Here is a 19,968-nt window from a genome sequence, read left to right as displayed (position 1 = left end):
AGCCGTCTAGCGGCGAGCGGCAGGCGCGGCGGACCCGCGTTTCTTCCGCTCACCGCCTTTTGCCGTTCGTTTACCGGGCTGATAGATCATGTACACGTCCGAGCGCGCGTAGTGCGAGCCGGGGCGCAGTGCCGGCTGGTGCACGAAGCCGGCGCTTTCGTACAACTGCAGCGCCGGCCCGAGCTTCGAGTTCGATTCGAGAAACAATAGTCCGCCCTTGCGGCGCTTGAATTCGGCGATCGCGGCATCGAGCAGCCGCCGGCCGGTACCGCGGCCGCGCCAGCCGGTTTCCACGCCCATCTTCGACAGCTCGTACTCGCCGGGCGCGGCATCCTTGAGCAGCGCCACCGTGCCGATCACTTCGTCGTCGACCGCGGCGTAGAAGATCGCGCCGCCGGGCCTGATCACGTGCTTTTCCGGTTCGCTGAGCACTTGGCGATCGATCGGCTCCAGTGACCAGTAGCGTTCCAGCCACTGCGCGTTGATGCGATAGAAATGCTCGCGCAGCTCCGGGCGGAACGGTCGCACCTCGACCTTGGCCGCGACGAGCCGTGCATGCTGGGCGAGGATGTCTTCGAGCACGCGTTCGCCGGACAGCTCGGCTTCGAGCGCAGTCATCGCCGAACCGAGATTGCCCGCATGGCGCACGAGCAGCGCGGCGGTCGCGCGGCGGATCGCGGTCCAGATCGGCCCCATCTCAGCGAGCCGTTGTTCGCCGGTCGGCGACAGATCGAGCACGCTGCGCCGCGCGTCGGCGCGGTCCGACTTGCGTACGAGCCAGCCTTCGCGCACGAGGCGCGTGGCGAGCTGGCTCACCGCCGAATGTGTCTGCCCGATCGCCTGCGCGATCTGGGTGACCGTGCCGGGGCCTTTGACCTGCACATAGCGCAGCACCGGGAACCAGTGTGCGTCGAGTTCGACGCCGGTCGCGCGATAGGCCGCGTTGGCGAGGCGGTAGCAGTGTTCGCTCAGCGCCTTGAAGCGACTGCCGAGCGCGAGTTCGGCCTGTGATTGCAAGAACATCGGAATATCCGTCAGTGATTACGTTAGCGCTAACGTATATCTTCAGGCGCAGCGACGCAAGCGCCTCAATCGCGGCGCATGACGCGGGTTCAGGCGCTTTGCTGGATGCGGCCGTTGTCGCGGATGCGCCGCCAGTAGCCGAGTAGGCGCGCGGACAACGTTGCGGGCGGCTCAGCCGCGGAGGCGGCCGGTTCTTCGACCGCGTGGCGTGCGGCGAGCGCCGGCGCGACCTTGATGCGGCGGTAGTGATCGATCGCCGACTGCAGGCTGCGGCGCAGCAGTTCGCGCGACAGCGGCTTCGGCAGGAAGCGATAGATCTGACCCTGGTTGATAAGCTCGATCAGGCCGTAGCTGTCGCCTAGCGGCGACACCGCGATCGTCAACGTGCCCGGGCTATAGCGCTTGAGCGTCTTCAGCGCGCCGATCACGTCGTCGCTGCGATGCTTGAGGCCGGCAATGACGATGGCGATCTCCTGTTCGCTGAGCACGGCGAGCGCGCTTTCGAGCGTCGTCGCGTACTGCACATCGTGGCGCACGCCGGCGAGTTCGCGCACGAGCGCGTAGGTCGCCGGATCCTCGTCGATGGTCAGCAGCTTGATGCCAGGCCCTTCGGGCGCCGCCGCGACGACGACGGGCGCCGGCACGGCCAGTTCGCGCCGCGCAATCTGCACGGCCTGTTCGACCGCTTCGAGCAGCCGCTGCGGCTGCCACGGCTTCTCGATGAAGCGGAAGATCTCGCCCTCGTTGACTGAGGCGACGATCGCCTGCATGTCGGAATAGCCGGTCAGCAGCAGGCGCATCGTCGCCGGCGATATGTCGCGCACCCGGCTCAGCAGCTCGGCGCCGAGCATGCCCGGCATGCGCTGGTCGCTGACCACTGCGTGGACGAGGCGGCCGCGCACGACTTCGATCGCTTCCGCGCCGGAACCGGCGGTCAGCACGTCGTAGCGTCCGCGGAACTGCATGCGCAGCGAGCGCAGGATGCGCTCCTCGTCGTCGACGAACAGGACGGTCGCGCGTTCGTCGTTCATGGCGTTGCCTCCGCCTTGCCGCGTATCGGCAGGGCGATGAAGAAGCGCGTGCCGACGCCCGGCGTGGACACGGCGCGGATGCGCCCCTGGTGCTGTTCGATGATCTGGTAGCAGATCGACAGGCCGAGGCCGGTGCCCTGGCCGATCGGCTTGGTCGTGAAGAACGGATCGAAGATGCGCGCGAGGTGTTCGGCCGGAATGCCGGCGCCGTTGTCCTCGACCGCGATCATCAGGTACTGGCCGACCGCGTGCGTGCGAATCGTGATGCGCCCTTGCTCGTGGTCGATCGCCTGCGTCGCGTTGGTGACGAGGTTGAGCAGCACCTGGTTGATCTGCGCGGGCGAACAGACGATCTCGGGCACCGTACCGAAACGACGCACGACTTCGACGTTCTTCTTGCGCAGCAGATTACCGCCGATCTTCAGTGCGCTTTCGATGAGCTGATGCACGTCGACGCGGGAGACATGCGCCTGGTCGAGGCGGCTGAAGTCCTTGAGGTTGCCGACCAGTTCGGAAATCTGGCCGACGCCGAATACCGTGTCGTCGAGCAGGCCGGCGAGATCGTCGAGCGAAGCCGGATCGAACTTTTCGCGGCGCAGGTCGAGTTCCTGCAGATGTGCGGCGAGCCGGGCTTCGTCGCCGCCGTCGGCAAAGAAATCCACGACTTGTTCGTAGGCGCCGAGCAGGCCGCGCAGTTCGCCGAGCGACTCCTTGGTCATCTCGACGTTATTGCGCACGTAGCCGAGCGGCGTATTGATCTCGTGCGCGACGCCGGCGACCATCTGGCCGAGCGAGGCCATCTTCTCCGACTGTACGAGCTGCGCCTGCGAGGACTTGAGCTGGTGATACGCGCGCTCCAGTTCGTGCGAATGCGCGGCCATGCGCTGCTCCATCGCGCCGAGCACGTCGAGCACCTTGCCCATGCCGACGTAGAGGCCGTCCGCATCGACGATGAGGAAGTCCTCCATGATCGGCTGGCGGATGCGCGCGGCGATCGTGCGGCTGGCTTCTTCGATCGTGGCGTCGGCGGCGATGACGAGCGGCTGCATGTGCATCACGCTGGCGATCGCGCGGCGGCCGTACAGCTCGCGGCCGAACGGCTTGATGTAGACGCGCTGCATGAGTTCGTAGCGGCTGACGCTGCCGACCGGACGGCCATCATCGACGACCGGCAGCGACAGCCACGGCGCGCTGGCCGCATCGAGAAAGCGCTCGCCGACCGCTAGCACCGAGGCGGTCGGTGCGGCGGGTTCGAGCCATTGGCAGAGTGAGTCGACACGCAATTCCACGCTCGCCGTGGATGGACGGGCGGGGGAAGCGGAAGCGGGCGCAAGCGCCGCGACGGGTTGTACTGCGGAGTTCATCGGCTCGACTGGAATGCCGGACGGGCGGCGCGCAACCGTGCGCGAACCCGCCCCCTGTGTGTGCATACGTTCTCAGATCAATATGCACACGGCGTGACAGCGCCATGACCGCAAGGCCGCTCCGGCGATCGAACGCGGGCGAAAGCGTGCGCGGCTTCACGAAACGGGGTGCGACGACCGGCGCCGCGCGCTACCACTCGACGATCGACAGTCTCTGCTTGAGGCGCGGCGACAGCTTGGCGAGCAGGGCGCGGTCGGGATTGACGAGTACGGCCGAGCGCGCCGCGGCGAGCATGTCGAGATCGGCGAACGAGTCGCCGTAAGCCACGTCCCACGGCGCGCGCACGCCGCGCAGGCGCAACTGGTGCACTTTCTGAAAGCCGATGTTGTGCACGCCGACGCGCGGACCGAGGCGGCCAGCGGCGAGTACGGATGCAATGAGTTCGATTTCGCCGAGGCCGAGTCCGTCGAGCAGCGCGCGCGCCAAGGTTTCCTCGCAGCCGGTGACGACGATGACGCGCGCGCCGCGATGGCGATGCGCGTTGAGCGCGTCGAGCGCAGGTCGGGAAAAGTGTCGCGCATCGCGCGCAAGCGTGCTGCCGAATTTCTCGGCGAGGCTGCGATAACGCGGCAGCGACACGCCGAGCAGGGCGAGCCGCACGAGGAAGTTCAGCGCGCGCCGTCGCGTCCGCTGCGCCGCGACGAACGGCGATGCGACGAGCAGCAGCGGCGAGGCGAGCGCCACGCGCCACCACTGGCGTCGGCAGTGCGCACGCAGGAAGCTCGTGAACGCATCGCCTTTGAACAGAACGCCGTCGAAATCGAAGAGGACGACGCGATTGGCGCCTTCATCCATGGGTGCGAGGATCGCAGTGCGGTCGTTTGCGGCCGCCTGTTGCGGCACTCACGAAAACAGGCGCCGCAGTTCGGCGCCGGGATCTTCCGCACGCATAAAGGTTTCGCCGACGAGAAACGCGTGCACGTCGGCGGCGCGCATCGCCGCGACGTCGTCGCGCGTGACGATGCCGCTCTCGGTGACGAGCAGGCGTTCGGCCGGCACGCGCGCGCGCAGATCGAGCGTTGTGCCGAGGCGCGTCTCGAACGTGCGCAGGTTGCGGTTGTTGACGCCGATCAGGCGCGCGTCGGTCGCCAGTGCACGATCGAGCTCTTCGCCATCGTGCACTTCGACGAGTACGTCCATACCGAGTTCGTCGGCCAGTGCGGCGAGTTCGAGCAGCGCGGCGTCGCCGAGCGCGGCGACGATCAGCAGGATGCAGTCTGCGCCGAGCGCGCGCGCTTCGTAGACCTGGTAAGGATCAATCGTGAAATCCTTGCGCAGCACCGGCAGCGCGCAGGCGGCGCGCGCTTCCTGCAGATACGCGTCGGCGCCCTGAAAGAAATCGACGTCGGTCAGCACCGACAGGCACGTGGCGCCGCCGGCTTCGTAGCTGCGCGCAATGTCAGCGGGACGGAAGTCCGCGCGCATCACGCCTTTCGACGGGCTCGCCTTCTTCACCTCGGCAATCACGCCGGCCTGCCCGGCGGCGATCTTCGCTTCGAGCGCGGCGACAAAGCCGCGCACGGGCGGCGCATCGGCGGCGCGCGCCGACAGCTCGCGCAAGGACTGGCGCGAACTGCGCTCGCGGATTTCCTCGGCTTTGCGCGCGAGAATTTTTTTCAGGATATCGGACATTCGGAGTCGGAGCGTAAGCGGTAAGCGGTGAAAGCATAAAAGCGCCGTCATTCCCGCGAAAGCGGGAATCCAGCTTCGTCTTTTCATGCTCTTCGGCGAAAGAAAAAACGGGTTCCTCGCTTCTCGCGAGATTGACAAAAAAACGGCTATTTATGGACCTGAGTACGCGCGTTCGACCTTCGCTACGCGCACCTCGAAATGCTCGTACCACTCGCGCTTGCCGCGTTCGCGCGTGGCCGCGTGTTCGGTGTGATTGCGCCAGCGGCGGATGTTCTCTTCGCTGTCGAAATAGGCGACGGTGATGCCGAGGCCGTCGGCGCCGCGCGCCGACTCGGCACCGAGAAACCCCGGCTGCTGCTGCACGAGTTCGAACATCGCATCGGCTGCCGCCGCATAGTCGGCCTCGCCGCTGCCGTTGCGCTGCGAGGTGAAAATCACCGCGTAGTACGGCGGTGGCGGCGTCTTCGCAAATCCCGTCCCGCTCATGCGGACTCCTCTTTCAAGCGTCGCGTCGTCGCGACGAATTGATCGAGCTTAGCGCGCGCGGTGCCGTTTTCCAGGGCCGCTTTCGCCGCTTCGACGCCGGCTGCGATCGAATCGACGCGGCCCGACGCATACAAGGCCGCGCCGGCATTGAGCGCGACGATGTCGTGTGCGGCGCCGGCGCGATTTTCCAACGCTTCGAGCACGCGCGCCTTGGACTGTTCGGGATTCTCGACGCGCAGCACCGCGCTGTCGACCGCGGCGAAACCGAACTGCGCCGGCTCGATTTCGTACTCGTCGACCCTGCCGTCGCGCAGCTCGCCGACCAGGGTCGGGCCCGCGAGCGAAATCTCGTCCATGCCGTCGCGGCCCCAGACGACGAGCGCGTTGCCCGCGCCGAGGCGCTGCAGCACGCGCACCTGAATGCCGACAAGATCGGGATGGAACACGCCCATGAGAATATGCGACGCGCCGGCCGGGTTGGTCAGCGGCCCAAGAATGTTGAACAGCGTGCGCACGCCCATTTCCTTGCGCACTGCGCCCACGTTCTTCATCGCCGGGTGGTGGTTCGGCGCGTACATGAAGCCGATGCCGGTCTCGTCGAGGCAGGCAGCGACCTGGGCCGGGCCGAGGTCGATCGCCGCGCCGAACGCTTCGAGCACGTCCGCGCTGCCCGACTTCGACGAGGCGCTGCGGTTGCCGTGCTTGGCGACGCGCGCGCCGGCCGCCGCGACGACGAACATCGACGCGGTCGAGATGTTGAACGTATTCGAGCCGTCGCCGCCGGTGCCGACGATGTCGACCAGATGGCGGTTCGTGCCGTTGCCTTCGGTCAACGGCACCTTCGCCGCCATCTCGCGCATCACGCGTGCGGCCGCGGCGATCTCGCCGACGGTTTCCTTCTTCACGCGCAGGCCGGCCAGGATCGCGGCGGTCATGGTCGGCGACACTTCCCCGCGCATGATCTGACCCATCAGGTCGATCATCTCGTCGTGGAAAATCTCGCGGTGCTCGATCGTGCGCTGCAGCGCCTGTTGCGGAGTGATCGCCATGGAACTCAGAACCTTACGCTGCGAGCTTCGGCGCGCGCAGGAAATTGCGCAGCTGATCGTGGCCGTGCTGGGTCATGATCGATTCGGGATGGAACTGCACGCCTTCGATCGGCAGGGTCTTGTGGCGCAGGCCCATGATCTCGTCGAGGCTGCCGTCGGCATGTTCGGTCCACGCAGTGACTTCGAGGCAGGCCGGCAAAGTATCTTTCTCCACAATGAGAGAATGATACCGCGTCGCCTCGAACGGATTCGGCAGGCCGGCGAACACGCCGACGTTCTTGTGATGAATCGGCGAGGTTTTGCCGTGCATGATCTCGCGTGCACGCACCACTTTGCCGCCGAATGCCTGTCCGATCGCCTGATGGCCGAGGCAGACGCCGAGGATCGGCACTTGGCCGCCGAGCTTTTCGATCACTTCGAGCGACACGCCCGCCTCGTTCGGCGTGCACGGGCCCGGCGAGATCACGATTTTCGTCGGCGCGAGCTTCTTGATTTCGGCGACGCTCAATTCGTCGTTGCGCACCACGCGCACGTCCTCGCCCAACTCGCCGAGATACTGCACGAGGTTGTAGGTGAAACTGTCGTAGTTGTCGATCATCAGCAGCATGGCGGCACTATATTCTGATTTGGCTAAGTAAATTTTCAGCGCCGGGGCTGGATGCCGATCGGGCATCGCCGGTTTCCGACCTCAAGGGGTTCGATGGAGCGGCGCTGCGACCGGGCCGTGCCCGGCGCCTACGTCGCATCGTACTAGCAAACGCGCCCCCGCGTTTAGTCGCGCGGCTGAACGACAGCGTCGCCGTCGTCGTTACGCGGGCCGATTCGACATCGTGCAGACCCGGCATCGGGCGCTCGGCTTGTCTCCGAGGGAGGAGGGCGCCTACACTGCACGCACCTCAGGTGCCCTGCCGCCGTCGCGGCGCGCAGGGTGAAACGGGAAGTCGGTGCGAGGGTTTTTGCGATCGTCCGCGATCGCGAAGATCGAAAGCGGTCAGCAATGGCCGCAGTCCTCAATTCCGGCGCTGCCCCCGCAACGGTAGGCGAGAAAACCCGACGTACGACCACTGCGCTTGCGCGGGAAGGTGTCGGGGGGATGCTTCAGGCATTGCTCGCAAGCCCGGAGACCGGCCTGTGGCGAGCGTCCTCGGCGACGCTGTTCTCGGGTGTTGCGGCGGGCAACCGGACGAGCTGACTCGGAGCGGCGTCCCGTTGCCTCGATTCGACCGTCCTGCTCTCGCATCCCCGTCACGCGGGTGAGCGATACGGAGGCAGGACCATGAACGAGATGCACCGAACGGTGACCGAGGTTGCCACGGTCAAGCTGCTTATCGACGGGCAGTTCGTCGAATCGAAGACTTCCCAATGGCGCGACGTCGTCAATCCGGCGACGCAGACCGTGCTCGCACGCGTGCCGTTCACCACCGCGGTCGAAGTCGATGCCGCCGTGGCCGCGGCGCAGCGCGCGTTCAAGACCTGGCGCAAGACGCCGATCGGCACGCGCGCGCGCATTTTCCTCAAATACCAACAGTTGATCCGCGAGCACATGCGGGAACTCGCGGCGATCCTGACCGCCGAGCAGGGCAAGACCCTCGCCGACGCCGAGGGTGACGTGTTCCGCGGCCTCGAAGTAGTCGAGCATGCCGCGGCGATCGGCAATCTTCAGCTTGGCGAACTCGCCAACAACGTCGCCGGCGGCGTCGACACGTACACGATCCTGCAGCCGCTCGGCGTCTGCGCCGGCATCACGCCGTTCAATTTCCCGGCGATGATTCCGCTATGGATGTTCCCGATGGCAATCGCCACCGGCAACACCTTCGTGCTGAAACCGTCCGAACAGGATCCGATGGTGACGATGCGCCTCGTCGAACTCGCGCTCGAAGCCGGCGTGCCGAACGGCGTGCTCAATGTCGTCCACGGCGGCGAGGACGTGGTCAACGCGATCTGCGATCACAAGGACATCAAGGCCGTCTCGTTCGTCGGTTCGACGCGCGTCGGCACGCATGTCTACCGGCGCGCGTTGCTCGCCGGCAAACGCGTGCAGTGCATGATGGGCGCGAAAAATCACGCCGTCGTGCTGCCCGACGCGAACAAGGAGCAGACCCTCAATGCCCTCGCCGGTGCGGCGTTCGGCGCCGCGGGCCAACGCTGTATGGCGGCGAGCACCGCGGTGCTCGTCGGCGAGACGCGCCGTTGGATTCCCGAACTCGTCGCCAAGGCGAAGACGCTCAAAGTCAACGCCGGCAGCGTGGCCGGCACCGATGTCGGTCCGCTGATCTCGTGCGCCGCGCGCGAGCGTGTCGAAGGATTCATCGCCGCCGGCGTCGAGCAGGGCGCCACGCTCGAACTGGACGGGCGTCATCCGACTGTCTCCGGCTTCGAGCGCGGCAACTTCGTCGGTCCGACCATTTTCTCGGGCGTGAAGCCCGGCATGCGCATCTACGACGAGGAAATCTTCGGGCCGGTGCTCGTGATCCTCGAAGCGGAAACGCTCGACGAGGCGATTGCGCTGGTCAACGCCAACCCGAACGGCAACGGCACCGCGATCTTCACCCAATCCGGTGCCGCCGCGCGCAGATTCCAGGAAGACATTGACGTCGGCCAGGTCGGCATCAACGTGCCGATTCCGGTGCCGGTGCCGCTGTTCTCGTTCACCGGCTCGCGTGCGTCGAAGCTCGGCGACCTCGGTCCGTACGGCAAACAAGTCGTCACGTTCTACACCCAGACCAAGACCGTGACCGCGCGCTGGTTCGACGACGACACGCTCGGCCACGGCGTCAACACCACGATCAGCCTGAAGTGACGGCCGCGGTCATGGACATGGCGACCGCGGCACCGTTGGGTTTCAGCGAAGAGCAGCTCGCCTTCCGCGAGGCCGCGCGCGATTTCGCCCAGGCCGAGCTGGCGCCGCACGCGGCGCGCTGGGACGCCGAGAGCATCTTCCCGCGCGACGCCATTGCCAAGGCCGGCGAACTTGGCTTCTGCGGCCTCTACACTGACGAGATCGCCGGCGGCAGTGGATTGAGCCGTCTCGATGCTGCGATCGTGTTCGAGGAACTCGCCGCGGTCGATCCGTCCACTGCCGCGTTCATCAGCATCCACAACATGGCGACGTGGATGCTGACCGCGCATGCGCGGCCGGCGCTGCGCGATGCCTGGGGGCCGGCGCTCGCGAGCGGCGCCAAGCTGGCGTCGTACTGCCTGACCGAACCGGGCGCGGGCTCCGATGCCGCTTCGCTGAAGACACGCGCGGTGCGCGACGGCGACGGCTACGTGCTCAACGGCAGCAAAGCGTTTATCTCGGGCGCCGGCGCGACCGACGTGCTCGTCGTCATGGCGCGCAGCGGCGGCGAAGGTGCGCGCGGCATCAGCGCGTTCGCCGTGCCGGCCGATGCGCCGGGCGTCGGCTACGGGCGCAAGGAAGACAAGCTCGGCTGGAACAGCCAGCCGACGCGCGGCGTCACCTTCGAGAACGTACGCGTGGCGGAGGCGAATCTGCTCGGCAGCGAGGGCGATGGCTTCCGCATCGCGATGAAGGGACTCGACGGCGGCCGCCTCAACATCGCCGCTTGTTCGCTCGGCGCTGCGCAGGGCGCGCTCGACGCTGCGCGCCGCTACATGGGCGAGCGCCGCCAGTTCGGCAGGAAGCTCGCCGAGTTCCAGGCCCTGCAGTTCAAGCTCGCCGACATGGCGACCGAACTCGTCGCCGCGCGGCAGATGGTGCACACCGCCGCGCGCAAGCTCGATGCGCGCAGCGGCGATGCCACGGTCTGGTGCGCGATGGCCAAGCGCTTCGCCACCGACGCCGGCTTCGCGATCTGCAACGACGCGCTGCAGTTGCACGGCGGCTACGGCTACATCCGCGAGTATCCGATCGAGCGCCTGCTGCGTGATTGCCGCGTGCACCAGATCCTCGAAGGCACCAACGAAATCATGCGCGTGATCGTCGCGCGCCACCTGCTCAACAGCGAAGAGGAATTGCGATGAGTGTCGCCGCTATCAATGATTATCGCAGCCGTGACTGGACCGGCCTCCAGCTCGAAATCGACGGCCACGTCGCGATCGTCACCTTGAGCAATCCGCCGGCGAACACTTGGACGGTGCACAGTCTCGCCGCGCTGCGCGATCTCGTCGCCGAGCTAGATGCCGACCGCGACATTTACTCGCTCGTGATCACCGGTGCGGGCGAAAAATTCTTCTCGGCCGGCGCCGATCTCAAGCAGTTCGCCACGGGCGACAAGGCGCTCGCGCGCGAAGCGGCGCGACGTTTCGGCGAGGCGTTCGAGGCCTTGAGTGCGTTCCGCGGCGTCAGCATCGCGGCGATCAATGGCTTCGCCATGGGCGGCGGCCTCGAATGCGCGCTGGCCTGCGATCTGCGCATTGCCGAAGAGCAGGCGCAGATGGCCCTGCCCGAAGCGACCGTCGGCCTGCTGCCATGTGCGGGCGGCACGCAGAACCTGCCGCGCCTGATCGGCGAGGGCTGGGCCAAGCGCATGATCCTGCTCGGCGAGCGCCTCGATGCCGCGACCGCGCAGCGCATCGGTCTGGTCGAGGAAGTGGTAGGGAAGGGCGAAGCGAAAGAGAAGGCGCTGGCCTGGGCCAAACAGGCCGAGAAGCAGAGCCCGACCAGCGTCGCCGCCTGCAAGGCGCTCGTGCAGGCCACGCGCAGCCAGTCGCACGCGACTGCACTCGTGCGCGAGCGCGAAGCCTTCGTCGATCTGTTCGACCGTGCCGACCAGGCCGAGGGCGTCAACGCTTTCCTCGAAAAGCGTGCGGCGCAATGGAAGAATGCATGAACGACACGGTCGCGCCGATCGAAGCACCGGTGTTGTTCGAGGAACGTGCGGCCGGCCGCGGCAGGCGCGTCGGCGTCGCCACGCTCAACGCGGCGAAGACGCTCAACGGCCTTTCGCTCGACATGGCGCGGCTGCTCGATGCGCGCCTCGCTCAATGGGCGCACGACGAATCCATCGTTCTTGTCGTGCTGCAAGGCGCCGGCGAAAAAGCGTTCTGCGCGGGCGGCGACCTGCATGGGTTGTATCGCAGCATGCTCGCGTTCCGCGACAGCGGCAGCGGAGACATCCGCGGCAATGCCTACGCGGCGGACTTCTTCGCCACCGAGTACCGTCTCGACTACCGCATTCACACCTATTCGAAACCCCTGCTGTGCTGGGGCCACGGCATCGTCATGGGCGGCGGCATCGGCCTGATGTCGGGCGCGAGTCATCGCGTGGTCAGCGAACGCTCCAAGCTCGCGTTTCCGGAGATTACCGTCGGTCTGTATCCGGACGTCGGCGGCAGTTGGCTATTGAACCGCGTACCCGATCGCGGCGGCGTGTTCCTCGCGCTGACCGGTGCGCTGCTCAATGCCGGCGATGCCATCCATGCCGGTCTTGCCGACTGCTATATCGAAGAAGCCAAACGCGCTGCGGTTATCGACGCTTTGCTCACGCAGGATTGGAACGGAGACGCCACACAGAATCGCCAGCGACTGACCGCATTGCTGCGCGACTTCGAATCGCCGTTAGCACCGGGCCCGCTGCAACGCAACGCACCGACGATCGCCGCGATCTGCGCGCACGACGATTTGCAGACGATTGCCGCCGCGATTGCCGAGCTTGCGTCGGACGACGCGTGGCTGCAGCAGGCGAAGACGACGCTGGCAGCCGGCTCGCCCGGTTCGGCGCGGCTCGGCTATGAATTGCAGCGCCGCGCCGCAACCTTGTCGCTTGCCGACACGTTCCGTCTCGAATACATCGCCTCGCTGCACTGCGCCGCGCACGGCGATTTCGCCGAAGGCATCCGCGCGCTGCTGATCGACAAAGACCGCAGCCCGCGCTGGAACCCCGCGATGCTGGCTGCCGCCACGAGCGCGTGGGCCGCGCCTTTCTTCACCGCACCGTGGCCGGATCCTGCGCATCCGCTGGCCGACCTCGGCGCCCCGACGGAGACTTCCGCATGAGTCGCATCGCTTTCATCGGCCTCGGCCACATGGGTGGCCCGATGGCCGCCAACTTGCTCAAGGCCGGGCATGCCTTGCGCGTATTCGATCTCGTTCCGGCCGCGGTCGAAGCCGCGGTTGCGGCCGGTGCCAGGGCCGCGGGCAGCGCCGCCGAAGCGGTCGCCGATGCCGAGGCGGTGATCTCGATGCTGCCGGCGAGTCCGCATGTCGAGAGTCTCTATCTCGGCGCCGACGGGCTGCTCGCAAAAATTCCGGCCGGCGCGCTCGTCGTCGACTGCAGCACGATCGCGCCCGCGTCCGCGCGCAAAGTCGCCGAAGCCGCCGCCGCGCACGGTCTAGCAATGCTCGATGCGCCGGTGTCCGGCGGCACCGCGGGCGCGGCGGCCGGCACGCTGACCTTTATCGTCGGCGGCGAAGCGGCGGCGCTCGAACGCGCGCGGCCCTTGCTAGCGGCGATGGGCAAGAACGTCTTCCACATGGGCGCCGCGGGCGCGGGCCAGGTCGCCAAGCTGTGCAACAACATGGCGCTCGGCGTGATCATGGCGGTGACCGGCGAGGCGATCGCGCTCGGCGTCGCGCACGGACTCGATGCGAAGACGCTGTCGCAGATGATGGCGGTCAGCACGAGCCGCAGTTGGGCGACCGAGGTCTGCAATCCGTGGCCCGGCGTGCTCGACAATGTGCCGGCGTCGCGCGGCTACTCGGGCGGCTTCGGCAACGATCTGATGCTCAAGGATCTCGGCCTCGCCGCCGAAGCGGCGATGGGCGTCGGCGCGTCGATTCCGCTCGGCGAACTCGCGCGCAACCTCTACGCGATGAACCGCCGCGCTGGCAACGGCCACCTCGATTTTTCCAGCGTGGTGAAACTCGTGGCGAAAGCACCGTGAGCGGCGTGCGGGAAAAACTGACCTTGCCCGGCGGCGCCGACAAACTGCTGCTGCACTCGTGCTGTGCGCCGTGCTCGGGCGAACTGATGGAAGCCTTCGTCGAGTCGGGCATCGACTACACGATCTTCTTCTACAACCCGAACATTCATCCGGCGAAGGAATACGAACTGCGCAAGCAGGAGAACATCCGCTTTGCCGATAAACACGGCGTGGCGTTCGTCGATGCGGACTACGACACCGACAATTGGTTCGCGCGCGCCAAGGGCATGGAGAACGAGCCCGAGCGCGGCATCCGCTGCAGCATGTGTTTCGATATGCGCTTCGAGCGCACGGCGCTCTATGCGCATGAACACGGCTTCGCGGCGATGACGAGTTCGCTCGGTATCTCGCGCTGGAAGAACATGGATCAGATCAACGACAGCGGCCGCCGCGCGGTCGCGCCGTATGCCGGCCTCAGCTATTGGGAGCACAACTGGCGCAAGGGCGGCGGCAGCCAGCGCATGATCGAGATCAGCAAGCGCGAACGCTTCTACCAGCAGGAATACTGCGGCTGCGTCTACTCGCTGCGCGATACCAACCGCCATCGCCGCGCGCAGGGCCGCGAGCGTATCTATATCGGCGTGCAGTACTACGGCGACGGCGAAAACTAGGCGGCCCATCGCCGCGGACGCGGCCGTCGGATTAGCATTGGGCCAAGAGCAACGATGCGGAAGCCGAGATGGAGCGCCCCGACCTCAACCTGCTGTTCGCCCTCGACGTCCTCCTCGAAGAGGGCAGCGTGGTCGGCGCCGCGCGGCGCATGAACCTGAGCGCGCCGGCGATGAGCCGCACGCTGAGCCGCATCCGCGAGACCCTCGGCGATCCGGTCTTCGTCCTCGCCGGCAGGAAACTCGTGCCGACGCCGCGCGCGCTCGCCTTGCGCGAGCAGGTTCGGGCGGCAGTCGAACAGGCCGCGCAGGCGCTCGCGCCGGGCGAAGAAGTCGACCTGCGTACGCTCGACCGGCGCTTCAATGTGCGCGCCAACGATATCTTCGTCGGCACCTATTCGGGACGCCTGCTCGAGGCGATGGCCGCGGCGATGCCGCGCGCGATGCTGCGCTTCGCGCCCGAGCAGGACGATGTCGACGACGAAGCGTTGCGCAGCGGGCGCATCGACCTGTTCATCAGCGCGGCGCGCAAGCTCGGCCCGGAAATGCGCGTGCAGCCGTTGTTCACCACGTCCTTCGTCGGCGTGGCGCGCCAGGGCCATCCGATTTTTCGCGCCGAGATCACGCCGGAGCGGCTGACGCGATGGGGTCATATCGGCGTATCGCGGCGCGGCAAGTCCGCGGGGCCGATCGACGACGCCCTGCAGGCGCTCGGACTGCGCCGCCGCGTCGTGCTCGTTGTGCCGACGCCGTATGCGGCGGTGTTCGCCTTGCAGGAATCGGATCTGCTGCTGCCGCTGCCGGAACACCTCGCGCGTGGCGCGCAGTCCGCTGGGCTGCGGATCAAACTGTTCGAGCTTCCGGTGACCGTCGCCGCGGTGCCGATCACTCAGGCCTGGCATCCGCGCCTGCAGGGCGATCCCGGTCATCAATGGCTGCGCCGCACGATCCGCGAACTGTGCACGAGTGCGAATCGCCCAAGCGCACGCGGGAAAAAATCCGCCGGCAAATAGTGCGTCGGACGCAAACGTCGATTCCGATAAAGTCACTTTTCGACATGGTCGCCGCAACCCAGAATGTTTCGGGTGACCACTTCGAAAGGAAACCATCGTGCGTTCCGCGTCGCTGCCGGCGCCATCTGATTTGCGCGTCGCCGCGAGCGCACGGCGGGCACGCTTCGTGGCGTGGCTCGCACGCGTCGATCTGGCCGCGCCCGGCGCGCGCTACGTTCTGCGTTCGATCCTCGCCGCCTGGCTCGCACTGACCGTCGCCTATCTGCTGCAACTGGAGACGCCGTACTCCGCGGCATCGACCGTGCTGCTCGTGATCAACCCGGTGCAGGGCGCGGTGATCGGCAAGGGCGCTTGGCGCGTGCTCGGGACCTTGGTTGGCATGCTCGCCGCGGTGGTGCTGATGAGTGCGTTCGCGCAGATGCCGTGGCTGTTCGTCCTCGGCTTCGGCGCGTGGCTCGGCCTGTGCGTTGCCGGCATGACTTTGCTGCGGCATTTCCGCGCTTCCGGCACGGTGGTCGCCGGCTACACCGTCGGCCTTGCCACCTTCGGTGCCATGCAGCATCCGCTGTCGACGTTCGAGCACGTGGTCGGCCGCGGCTCGACCGTGGTCGTCGGCGTCGTCTGCCTCGGCCTCGTGTCCGCGCTGTTCAGCGCGCGCGCACTACGCGGCCGGCTCGAAGCCCTGCTCGCGCGCCTCGGCGCAGGCGTGGCGGAGGCGCTGGTGCTGCGCTACGGACGCGTCGACAACGAAGACGCGCAGGCGCGCACGGACTCGGCGCGGCGCAGCCTTATCACGGAGATCTACGCCGCGGACGATCTGCTCGCGCTCGGTAAGGCCGAGTCGGCGGACCTCGCGCAGCGCGCGGCCGCCGTGCGCGAGGCGATGGCCGCGCTGTTCGCCGCGCTCGTCGGCGGCGCTTCGGCCGCGGCCGACCGGCAAGCGCCGGCGTGGCTGCGCGTCGAACTCGAACAGTCGTGGCGCGAGGTTGGCGCGGCGATCGGTTCCTCAGCGCGTGACCTCGGTGCTGCGCTCGATGTGTTGCGTCGTGCGCGTGAACGACTCGTTGTCGCATCGTCGCAAGCCGATGCAGGGCAGGGCGCATTGTCGATCGTCATCGACCGCGCGATCGAACAGATCGACGACTACGCGCTTGCACTACGCGGCATTGCGGCCCTGCATGCGCCGCATCTGCTCACGCCACGGCGCGGCGCCGGCGCGCCGGTGCACTTTCATCGCGATCCCGGCATGGCGCTGCGCAACGGTCTGCGCGCGATGGCGACACTCGTGCTCGCGGGCGCGTTCTGGATCGTCACCGGCTGGCCGCACGGCGACATGATGTTGCTCGTGCTCGCGCCGTACTGCGCCTTGCTCGCGACGGCAGCGAATCCGGTCGCCGGTGCGATCGAGTTCGTCAAAGGCACGCTGCCCGCCGTGCCGATGGCATGGCTCTGCGCGTTCGGCGTGCTGCCGCACATCGATGGCCTGCCGCTGCTGCTCGCAACGCTCGGCCTGTTCTGGCTGCCGGGCATCTATGCGACGTGGCTGCCGCGGCATAGCCTCGCCGGGCTTGCCTATCTGGTCGGCTTCAACACGCTGACCGGCGCCGGCAATCCCATGCACTACGACCCCGGCCTGTTCCTGAACTGGTCGGTCGCATGGATCTTGGCGACGTTTTTCGTTCTGCTCGGCTTTCGCCTGTTGTGGCCGCGCGATGCCGTGCGCGACACCGAGCGCCTGCGCCGACGCATCCGCGACGAAGCGCTGGCCGTGCTGCGCGGCGCGCACGCGAACCCGCTCGCGTGGCGGCTGCGCCAGCAGCATCGCCTCGCCCAACTCAGCGCGCTGCTGAAGTCGCGGCCCGACGCGATGGAACGCGCGATCACCGATGCGCTTGCGAGCCTGCATCTTGGGCGCGAAGTGCTGCGCCTTCGGCAGTGGCTGCGCCGGGCGCCGCGCGACGCATTCCTCACGCCGTTGATGGAGACGGCGTTGCGCCGCATGGCGGCGCGCGCAGACGATCCCGTGCGCGCGGCGCGCCATGCACGGCGGGCGGTGCGCTCGCTGTGCGCGGCGCGAACACCCTCCTCAGCGGAACGGCAGCGCCTCGCCGCCATCCTGCTCGATCTGGCCGTTCTACTCGAACGCCACGCCGACTATTTCGCCCCCGCACGGAGTCGCGCCCGTGCTCAGTGAATTCGCCGTCGCCGGCATCTGTCTGCCGCCATTTTTCGTCTACGCCTGCGTTGCCGTGCCGCTGTTTCTCGCCGTGCGCTTCGTGCTCGCGCGCTGCGGCGTGCTGCGCTGGGTGTGGCATCCGGCGCTGCTGGAGTTCGCCGTTTCGCTTTGTCTCGTTTCCGCGTTGATCCTTTATGTCTAGCGTTCCGTCATTGATCAAAGCGATCGCCCGCGCGGTCGTCACCTTGCTCGCGGTCGGCGCCGCCGCCGTGCTCGTGAGTGCTCTGTGGCGCGCTTATGTACTTGCGCCATGGACTCGCGACGGCCGTGTCAGCGCCGAAGTCGTGCGCATCGCGCCCGAGGTCGCCGGCACCGTCGTCGAGCTTGCCGTGAGAGACAACGCCTATGTCCGCCGCGGCGACCTGCTCTATCGCATCGACGCGCAGCGCTATCGGCTCGCGGCCGAGCAGGCCGAGGCACAATGGGCTGCGGCGAGCGCCGCGCTGCGGCAGAAGTCCGACGACGCGCGCCGCCGCCGCGGCATGGACGAACTCGTGCCGAGCGAGGAAATCCAGCGCGCGACGCACGCCGTCGCCATTGCCCAGGCGGAACAGCGGCGTGCGCAGGCTACGCTCGATGTCGCGCGTCTCGATCTCGAACGCACGGCCGTGTACGCGCCGGTGGACGGCTACGTCACCCACCTGCGCCTGCGCCGCGGCGACTACGCCGTCGCCGGCCAGGTCAATATCGCCCTGCTCGACGCGCACAGTTTCTGGATCACCGCGTACTTCGAGGAGACCAAGCTGCGCAGCGTGCATCCCGGTGCGCCGGCGCAGATCAAGTTGATGGGCTTCGACGCGACGATCGACGGCCACGTCGCCAGCATCGGCCGCGGCATCACCAACGCGAATGAGCAGGCCGATGCGCAGGGCTTGCCGAGCGTCGAACCGAGTTTCAGTTGGGTGCGTCTGGCCCAGCGTATTCCGGTGCGCATCGAGATCGACGCCTTGCCGGACGGCGTGCTGCTCGCCGCCGGCATGACCGGCAGTGTCGAAGTCGCCGAAGCGGGCGAGCATTCCGTGCCGCAAGGCCGTCTCGCCGCTTGGCTGCATCGTTGGCTGTAACCCGAGCCATGAATTCCCTTGCTCACGTTTTTGTACACTTGCGACCCGCGGCCGCCATCGTCGCCGCGCTGCTTTCCGCCTGCGCCGCAGTCGGCCCGAACTATCGTGCGCCGCAGCTCGACGCTCCGGCCGCATGGAGCGAAGCGCACGGCGATTTCGCCGCGGCCGACCCGTCTGCGCTGCGCGCCTGGTGGCGCGCATTCGACGACCCGCTGCTCGAGCGGCTCGTCGAACGTGCACTGGCCGACAACCAGGATTTGCACATCGCACTTGCGCGGCTGCGCCAGGCGCGCGCCGAACGCGCGCAGATCGCCGCGGACGCGGGGCCGACGGTATCCGCCGCGGGAACCGCACAAGCTCTGCGTTCGAGCCAAAACTTGGACTGGCCGCCCGGCATCGGCGGCTCGCGTACCTGGCGCGCCGGCTTCGACGCGAGTTGGGAAATCGACGTGTTCGGCGGCACACGGCGCGCGATCGAAGCGGCCGACGCGCAGGTCGAAGCGCTCGCGAGCGATCGCCGCGCGCTGCAGGTCAGCTTGCTCGCCGAACTCGCGCTCGACTACGCCGAGCTGCGCACCGCACAGGCGCGGCTGCAGATCGCGCGCGACAACATCGGCAATCTGCGCGAAGGCGAACGTCTCGCCGAGCACGCGCTGCGGCAGGGCCTCGGCACGTCGGCCGAATGGGCGCAGGCGCGCGCCGAGCGCGAAGCCGCGGAGGCACAGCCGCCGCTGTTCGAGGCCGAGATCGGGCGATGGAGTCACGCCATCGGTGTACTTGCCGGAGGCTTCGCGGGCGACTGGAGCGCTGCACTCGCCGCACCCGCGCCGATGCCGCCCACGCCGCCGAAATTGCCGCTGACGCTGCCGTCGGACGTGATCCTGCAGCGGCCCGACCTGCGCGCGGACGAACGCCGCCTCGCCGCGGCTACCGCACGGATCGGCGTTACCGAAGCCGCGCGCTTCCCACGTTTCAGCATTCCGCTGAGCCTCGGCACCACGGCGAGCATGCTGCACGATCTGTTCAAGGGCGCGAGCGTGGCCTGGACGGCGGGGCTGCAAGTTGAGCACACGCTTTACGACGCTGGCCGTGCACAGGCCGGCGTCGCTGCAGCGCAAGCCGCGACCGATGCGGCGCGGCTGGTCTACGAGCGCGACGTGCGCTTGGCCCTGCGCGACGTCGAAGATGCCGTGTCGAGCCTCAACGGCGAACGCCGCCGCCGCGCCGCGCTCGACGCTGCGGTACGCGACAGCGAACTCGCGTTGGAGCGCGTGACGCGCCTATATCGCGGCGGCCTGAGCGCGTACCTGCCGGTGCTCGTGGCGCAGCGCGCGGCGAACGCGGCGCGCGACGTGCTCGCGCTTGGGCGCGGCGGCGAAGTGCGTAACGCGATTGCGTTGTACAAGGCGCTCGGCGCGGGCTGGTCCGAAGACGGCGCCGCAAGCGACGAAAGCGACACCGGCGCTCGCGCACAGGCGGATGCCGCCACGGCGGTTGCCGCTCCATGACGATCCGA

The 19,968-nt window shown here is 67.6% G+C and carries 19 protein-coding genes and 1 riboswitch; of the genes, 11 read left to right on the top strand and 8 right to left on the bottom strand.

Translation table 11 applies throughout. The annotated features are described in order from the left end of the window. Nucleotides 1-6: 6 nt before the first annotated feature. The 8 genes from FFS30_RS05045 to FFS30_RS05010 all read right to left on the bottom strand — a co-directional run bounded on the left by FFS30_RS05045 (nt 7) and on the right by FFS30_RS05010 (nt 7,253). A complete protein-coding gene (locus tag FFS30_RS05045) occupies nt 7-1,023 on the bottom strand; it encodes a helix-turn-helix domain-containing protein (RefSeq protein WP_137911990.1) in 1,017 nt (338 codons plus the stop codon). Between the two features lie 89 nt (nt 1,024-1,112). After that, complete coding sequence (locus FFS30_RS05040; RefSeq protein WP_137911989.1) at nt 1,113-2,054, bottom strand: response regulator; 942 nt, start codon at nt 2,052-2,054, stop codon at nt 1,113-1,115. Next, entirely contained in the window at nt 2,051-3,337 is a 1,287-nt protein-coding gene (locus FFS30_RS05035; protein ID WP_212742400.1) for an ATP-binding protein, read from the bottom strand. The genes FFS30_RS05040 and FFS30_RS05035 overlap by 4 nt, the downstream gene beginning before the upstream one ends. A 271-nt stretch (nt 3,338-3,608) precedes the next feature. After that, nucleotides 3,609-4,274 (bottom strand): HAD-IB family phosphatase, encoded by a 666-nt coding sequence (locus FFS30_RS05030; protein ID WP_137911988.1) that lies wholly within the window; start codon nt 4,272-4,274, stop codon nt 3,609-3,611. Nucleotides 4,275-4,322: 48 nt separating this feature from the next. Beyond that, the gene (trpC, locus tag FFS30_RS05025; RefSeq protein ID WP_137911987.1) at nt 4,323-5,111 is read right to left on the bottom strand and encodes an indole-3-glycerol phosphate synthase TrpC; all 789 of its coding nucleotides are present in this window, start codon (nt 5,109-5,111) and stop codon (nt 4,323-4,325) included. Nucleotides 5,112-5,261: 150 nt separating this feature from the next. Beyond that, the gene (locus FFS30_RS05020) at nt 5,262-5,597 is read right to left on the bottom strand and encodes an antibiotic biosynthesis monooxygenase (RefSeq protein ID WP_137911986.1); all 336 of its coding nucleotides are present in this window, start codon (nt 5,595-5,597) and stop codon (nt 5,262-5,264) included. Next, a complete protein-coding gene (gene trpD, locus FFS30_RS05015; RefSeq protein ID WP_171014422.1) occupies nt 5,594-6,646 on the bottom strand; it encodes an anthranilate phosphoribosyltransferase in 1,053 nt (350 codons plus the stop codon). Before trpD ends, FFS30_RS05020 begins: the two co-directional genes overlap by 4 nt. A 13-nt stretch (nt 6,647-6,659) precedes the next feature. Then, entirely contained in the window at nt 6,660-7,253 is a 594-nt protein-coding gene (locus tag FFS30_RS05010) for an aminodeoxychorismate/anthranilate synthase component II (RefSeq protein WP_137911984.1), read from the bottom strand. A 274-nt stretch (nt 7,254-7,527) separates the two neighbouring features. After that, a riboswitch (cobalamin riboswitch) is annotated at nt 7,528-7,794 on the top strand. Between the two features lie 137 nt (nt 7,795-7,931). Between FFS30_RS05010 and FFS30_RS05005 the strand changes: the two genes are divergently transcribed. From FFS30_RS05005 to FFS30_RS04955, 11 genes are all read left to right on the top strand, one after another. Then, nucleotides 7,932-9,446, top strand: coding sequence for a CoA-acylating methylmalonate-semialdehyde dehydrogenase (locus FFS30_RS05005; protein ID WP_137912586.1), 1,515 nt, complete (start codon nt 7,932-7,934; stop codon nt 9,444-9,446). A 17-nt stretch (nt 9,447-9,463) separates the two neighbouring features. Next, the gene (locus FFS30_RS05000; RefSeq protein ID WP_137912585.1) at nt 9,464-10,630 is read left to right on the top strand and encodes an acyl-CoA dehydrogenase family protein; all 1,167 of its coding nucleotides are present in this window, start codon (nt 9,464-9,466) and stop codon (nt 10,628-10,630) included. Next, the gene (locus tag FFS30_RS04995) at nt 10,627-11,439 is read left to right on the top strand and encodes an enoyl-CoA hydratase (RefSeq protein WP_171014421.1); all 813 of its coding nucleotides are present in this window, start codon (nt 10,627-10,629) and stop codon (nt 11,437-11,439) included. The genes FFS30_RS05000 and FFS30_RS04995 overlap by 4 nt, the downstream gene beginning before the upstream one ends. After that, nucleotides 11,436-12,605: an enoyl-CoA hydratase/isomerase family protein gene (locus FFS30_RS04990; RefSeq protein ID WP_137911983.1), complete on the top strand. Its 1,170-nt coding sequence runs from the start codon at nt 11,436-11,438 to the stop codon at nt 12,603-12,605. The genes FFS30_RS04995 and FFS30_RS04990 overlap by 4 nt, the downstream gene beginning before the upstream one ends. Then, nucleotides 12,602-13,492, top strand: coding sequence for a 3-hydroxyisobutyrate dehydrogenase (mmsB, locus tag FFS30_RS04985; protein ID WP_137911982.1), 891 nt, complete (start codon nt 12,602-12,604; stop codon nt 13,490-13,492). Before FFS30_RS04990 ends, mmsB begins: the two co-directional genes overlap by 4 nt. Continuing rightward, nucleotides 13,489-14,142, top strand: coding sequence for an epoxyqueuosine reductase QueH (locus tag FFS30_RS04980; RefSeq protein ID WP_137911981.1), 654 nt, complete (start codon nt 13,489-13,491; stop codon nt 14,140-14,142). Before mmsB ends, FFS30_RS04980 begins: the two co-directional genes overlap by 4 nt. 68 nt (nt 14,143-14,210) lie before the next feature. After that, entirely contained in the window at nt 14,211-15,152 is a 942-nt protein-coding gene (locus FFS30_RS04975) for a LysR family transcriptional regulator (protein ID WP_137911980.1), read from the top strand. A gap of 97 nt (nt 15,153-15,249) precedes the next feature. Continuing rightward, nucleotides 15,250-17,346 carry an FUSC family protein gene (locus FFS30_RS04970; protein WP_212742399.1) on the top strand — a complete coding sequence of 699 codons (2,097 nt, stop codon included), beginning with the start codon at nt 15,250-15,252 and terminating at the stop codon, nt 17,344-17,346. Further along, nucleotides 17,336-17,530, top strand: coding sequence for a DUF1656 domain-containing protein (locus tag FFS30_RS04965; RefSeq protein WP_137911979.1), 195 nt, complete (start codon nt 17,336-17,338; stop codon nt 17,528-17,530). The genes FFS30_RS04970 and FFS30_RS04965 overlap by 11 nt, the downstream gene beginning before the upstream one ends. Further along, nucleotides 17,523-18,452, top strand: a complete 930-nt coding sequence (locus FFS30_RS04960) for an efflux RND transporter periplasmic adaptor subunit (RefSeq protein ID WP_137911978.1) — start codon at nt 17,523-17,525, stop codon at nt 18,450-18,452. The genes FFS30_RS04965 and FFS30_RS04960 overlap by 8 nt, the downstream gene beginning before the upstream one ends. An 8-nt stretch (nt 18,453-18,460) precedes the next feature. Further along, entirely contained in the window at nt 18,461-19,960 is a 1,500-nt protein-coding gene (locus FFS30_RS04955) for an efflux transporter outer membrane subunit (protein ID WP_137911977.1), read from the top strand. Nucleotides 19,961-19,968 lie beyond the last annotated feature (8 nt).

Source organism: Rudaea sp. 3F27F6, from assembly GCF_005503555.1.
Lineage (GTDB): Bacteria > Pseudomonadota > Gammaproteobacteria > Xanthomonadales > Rhodanobacteraceae > Rudaea.
This window is presented reverse-complemented; position numbering and strand designations above follow the sequence as displayed.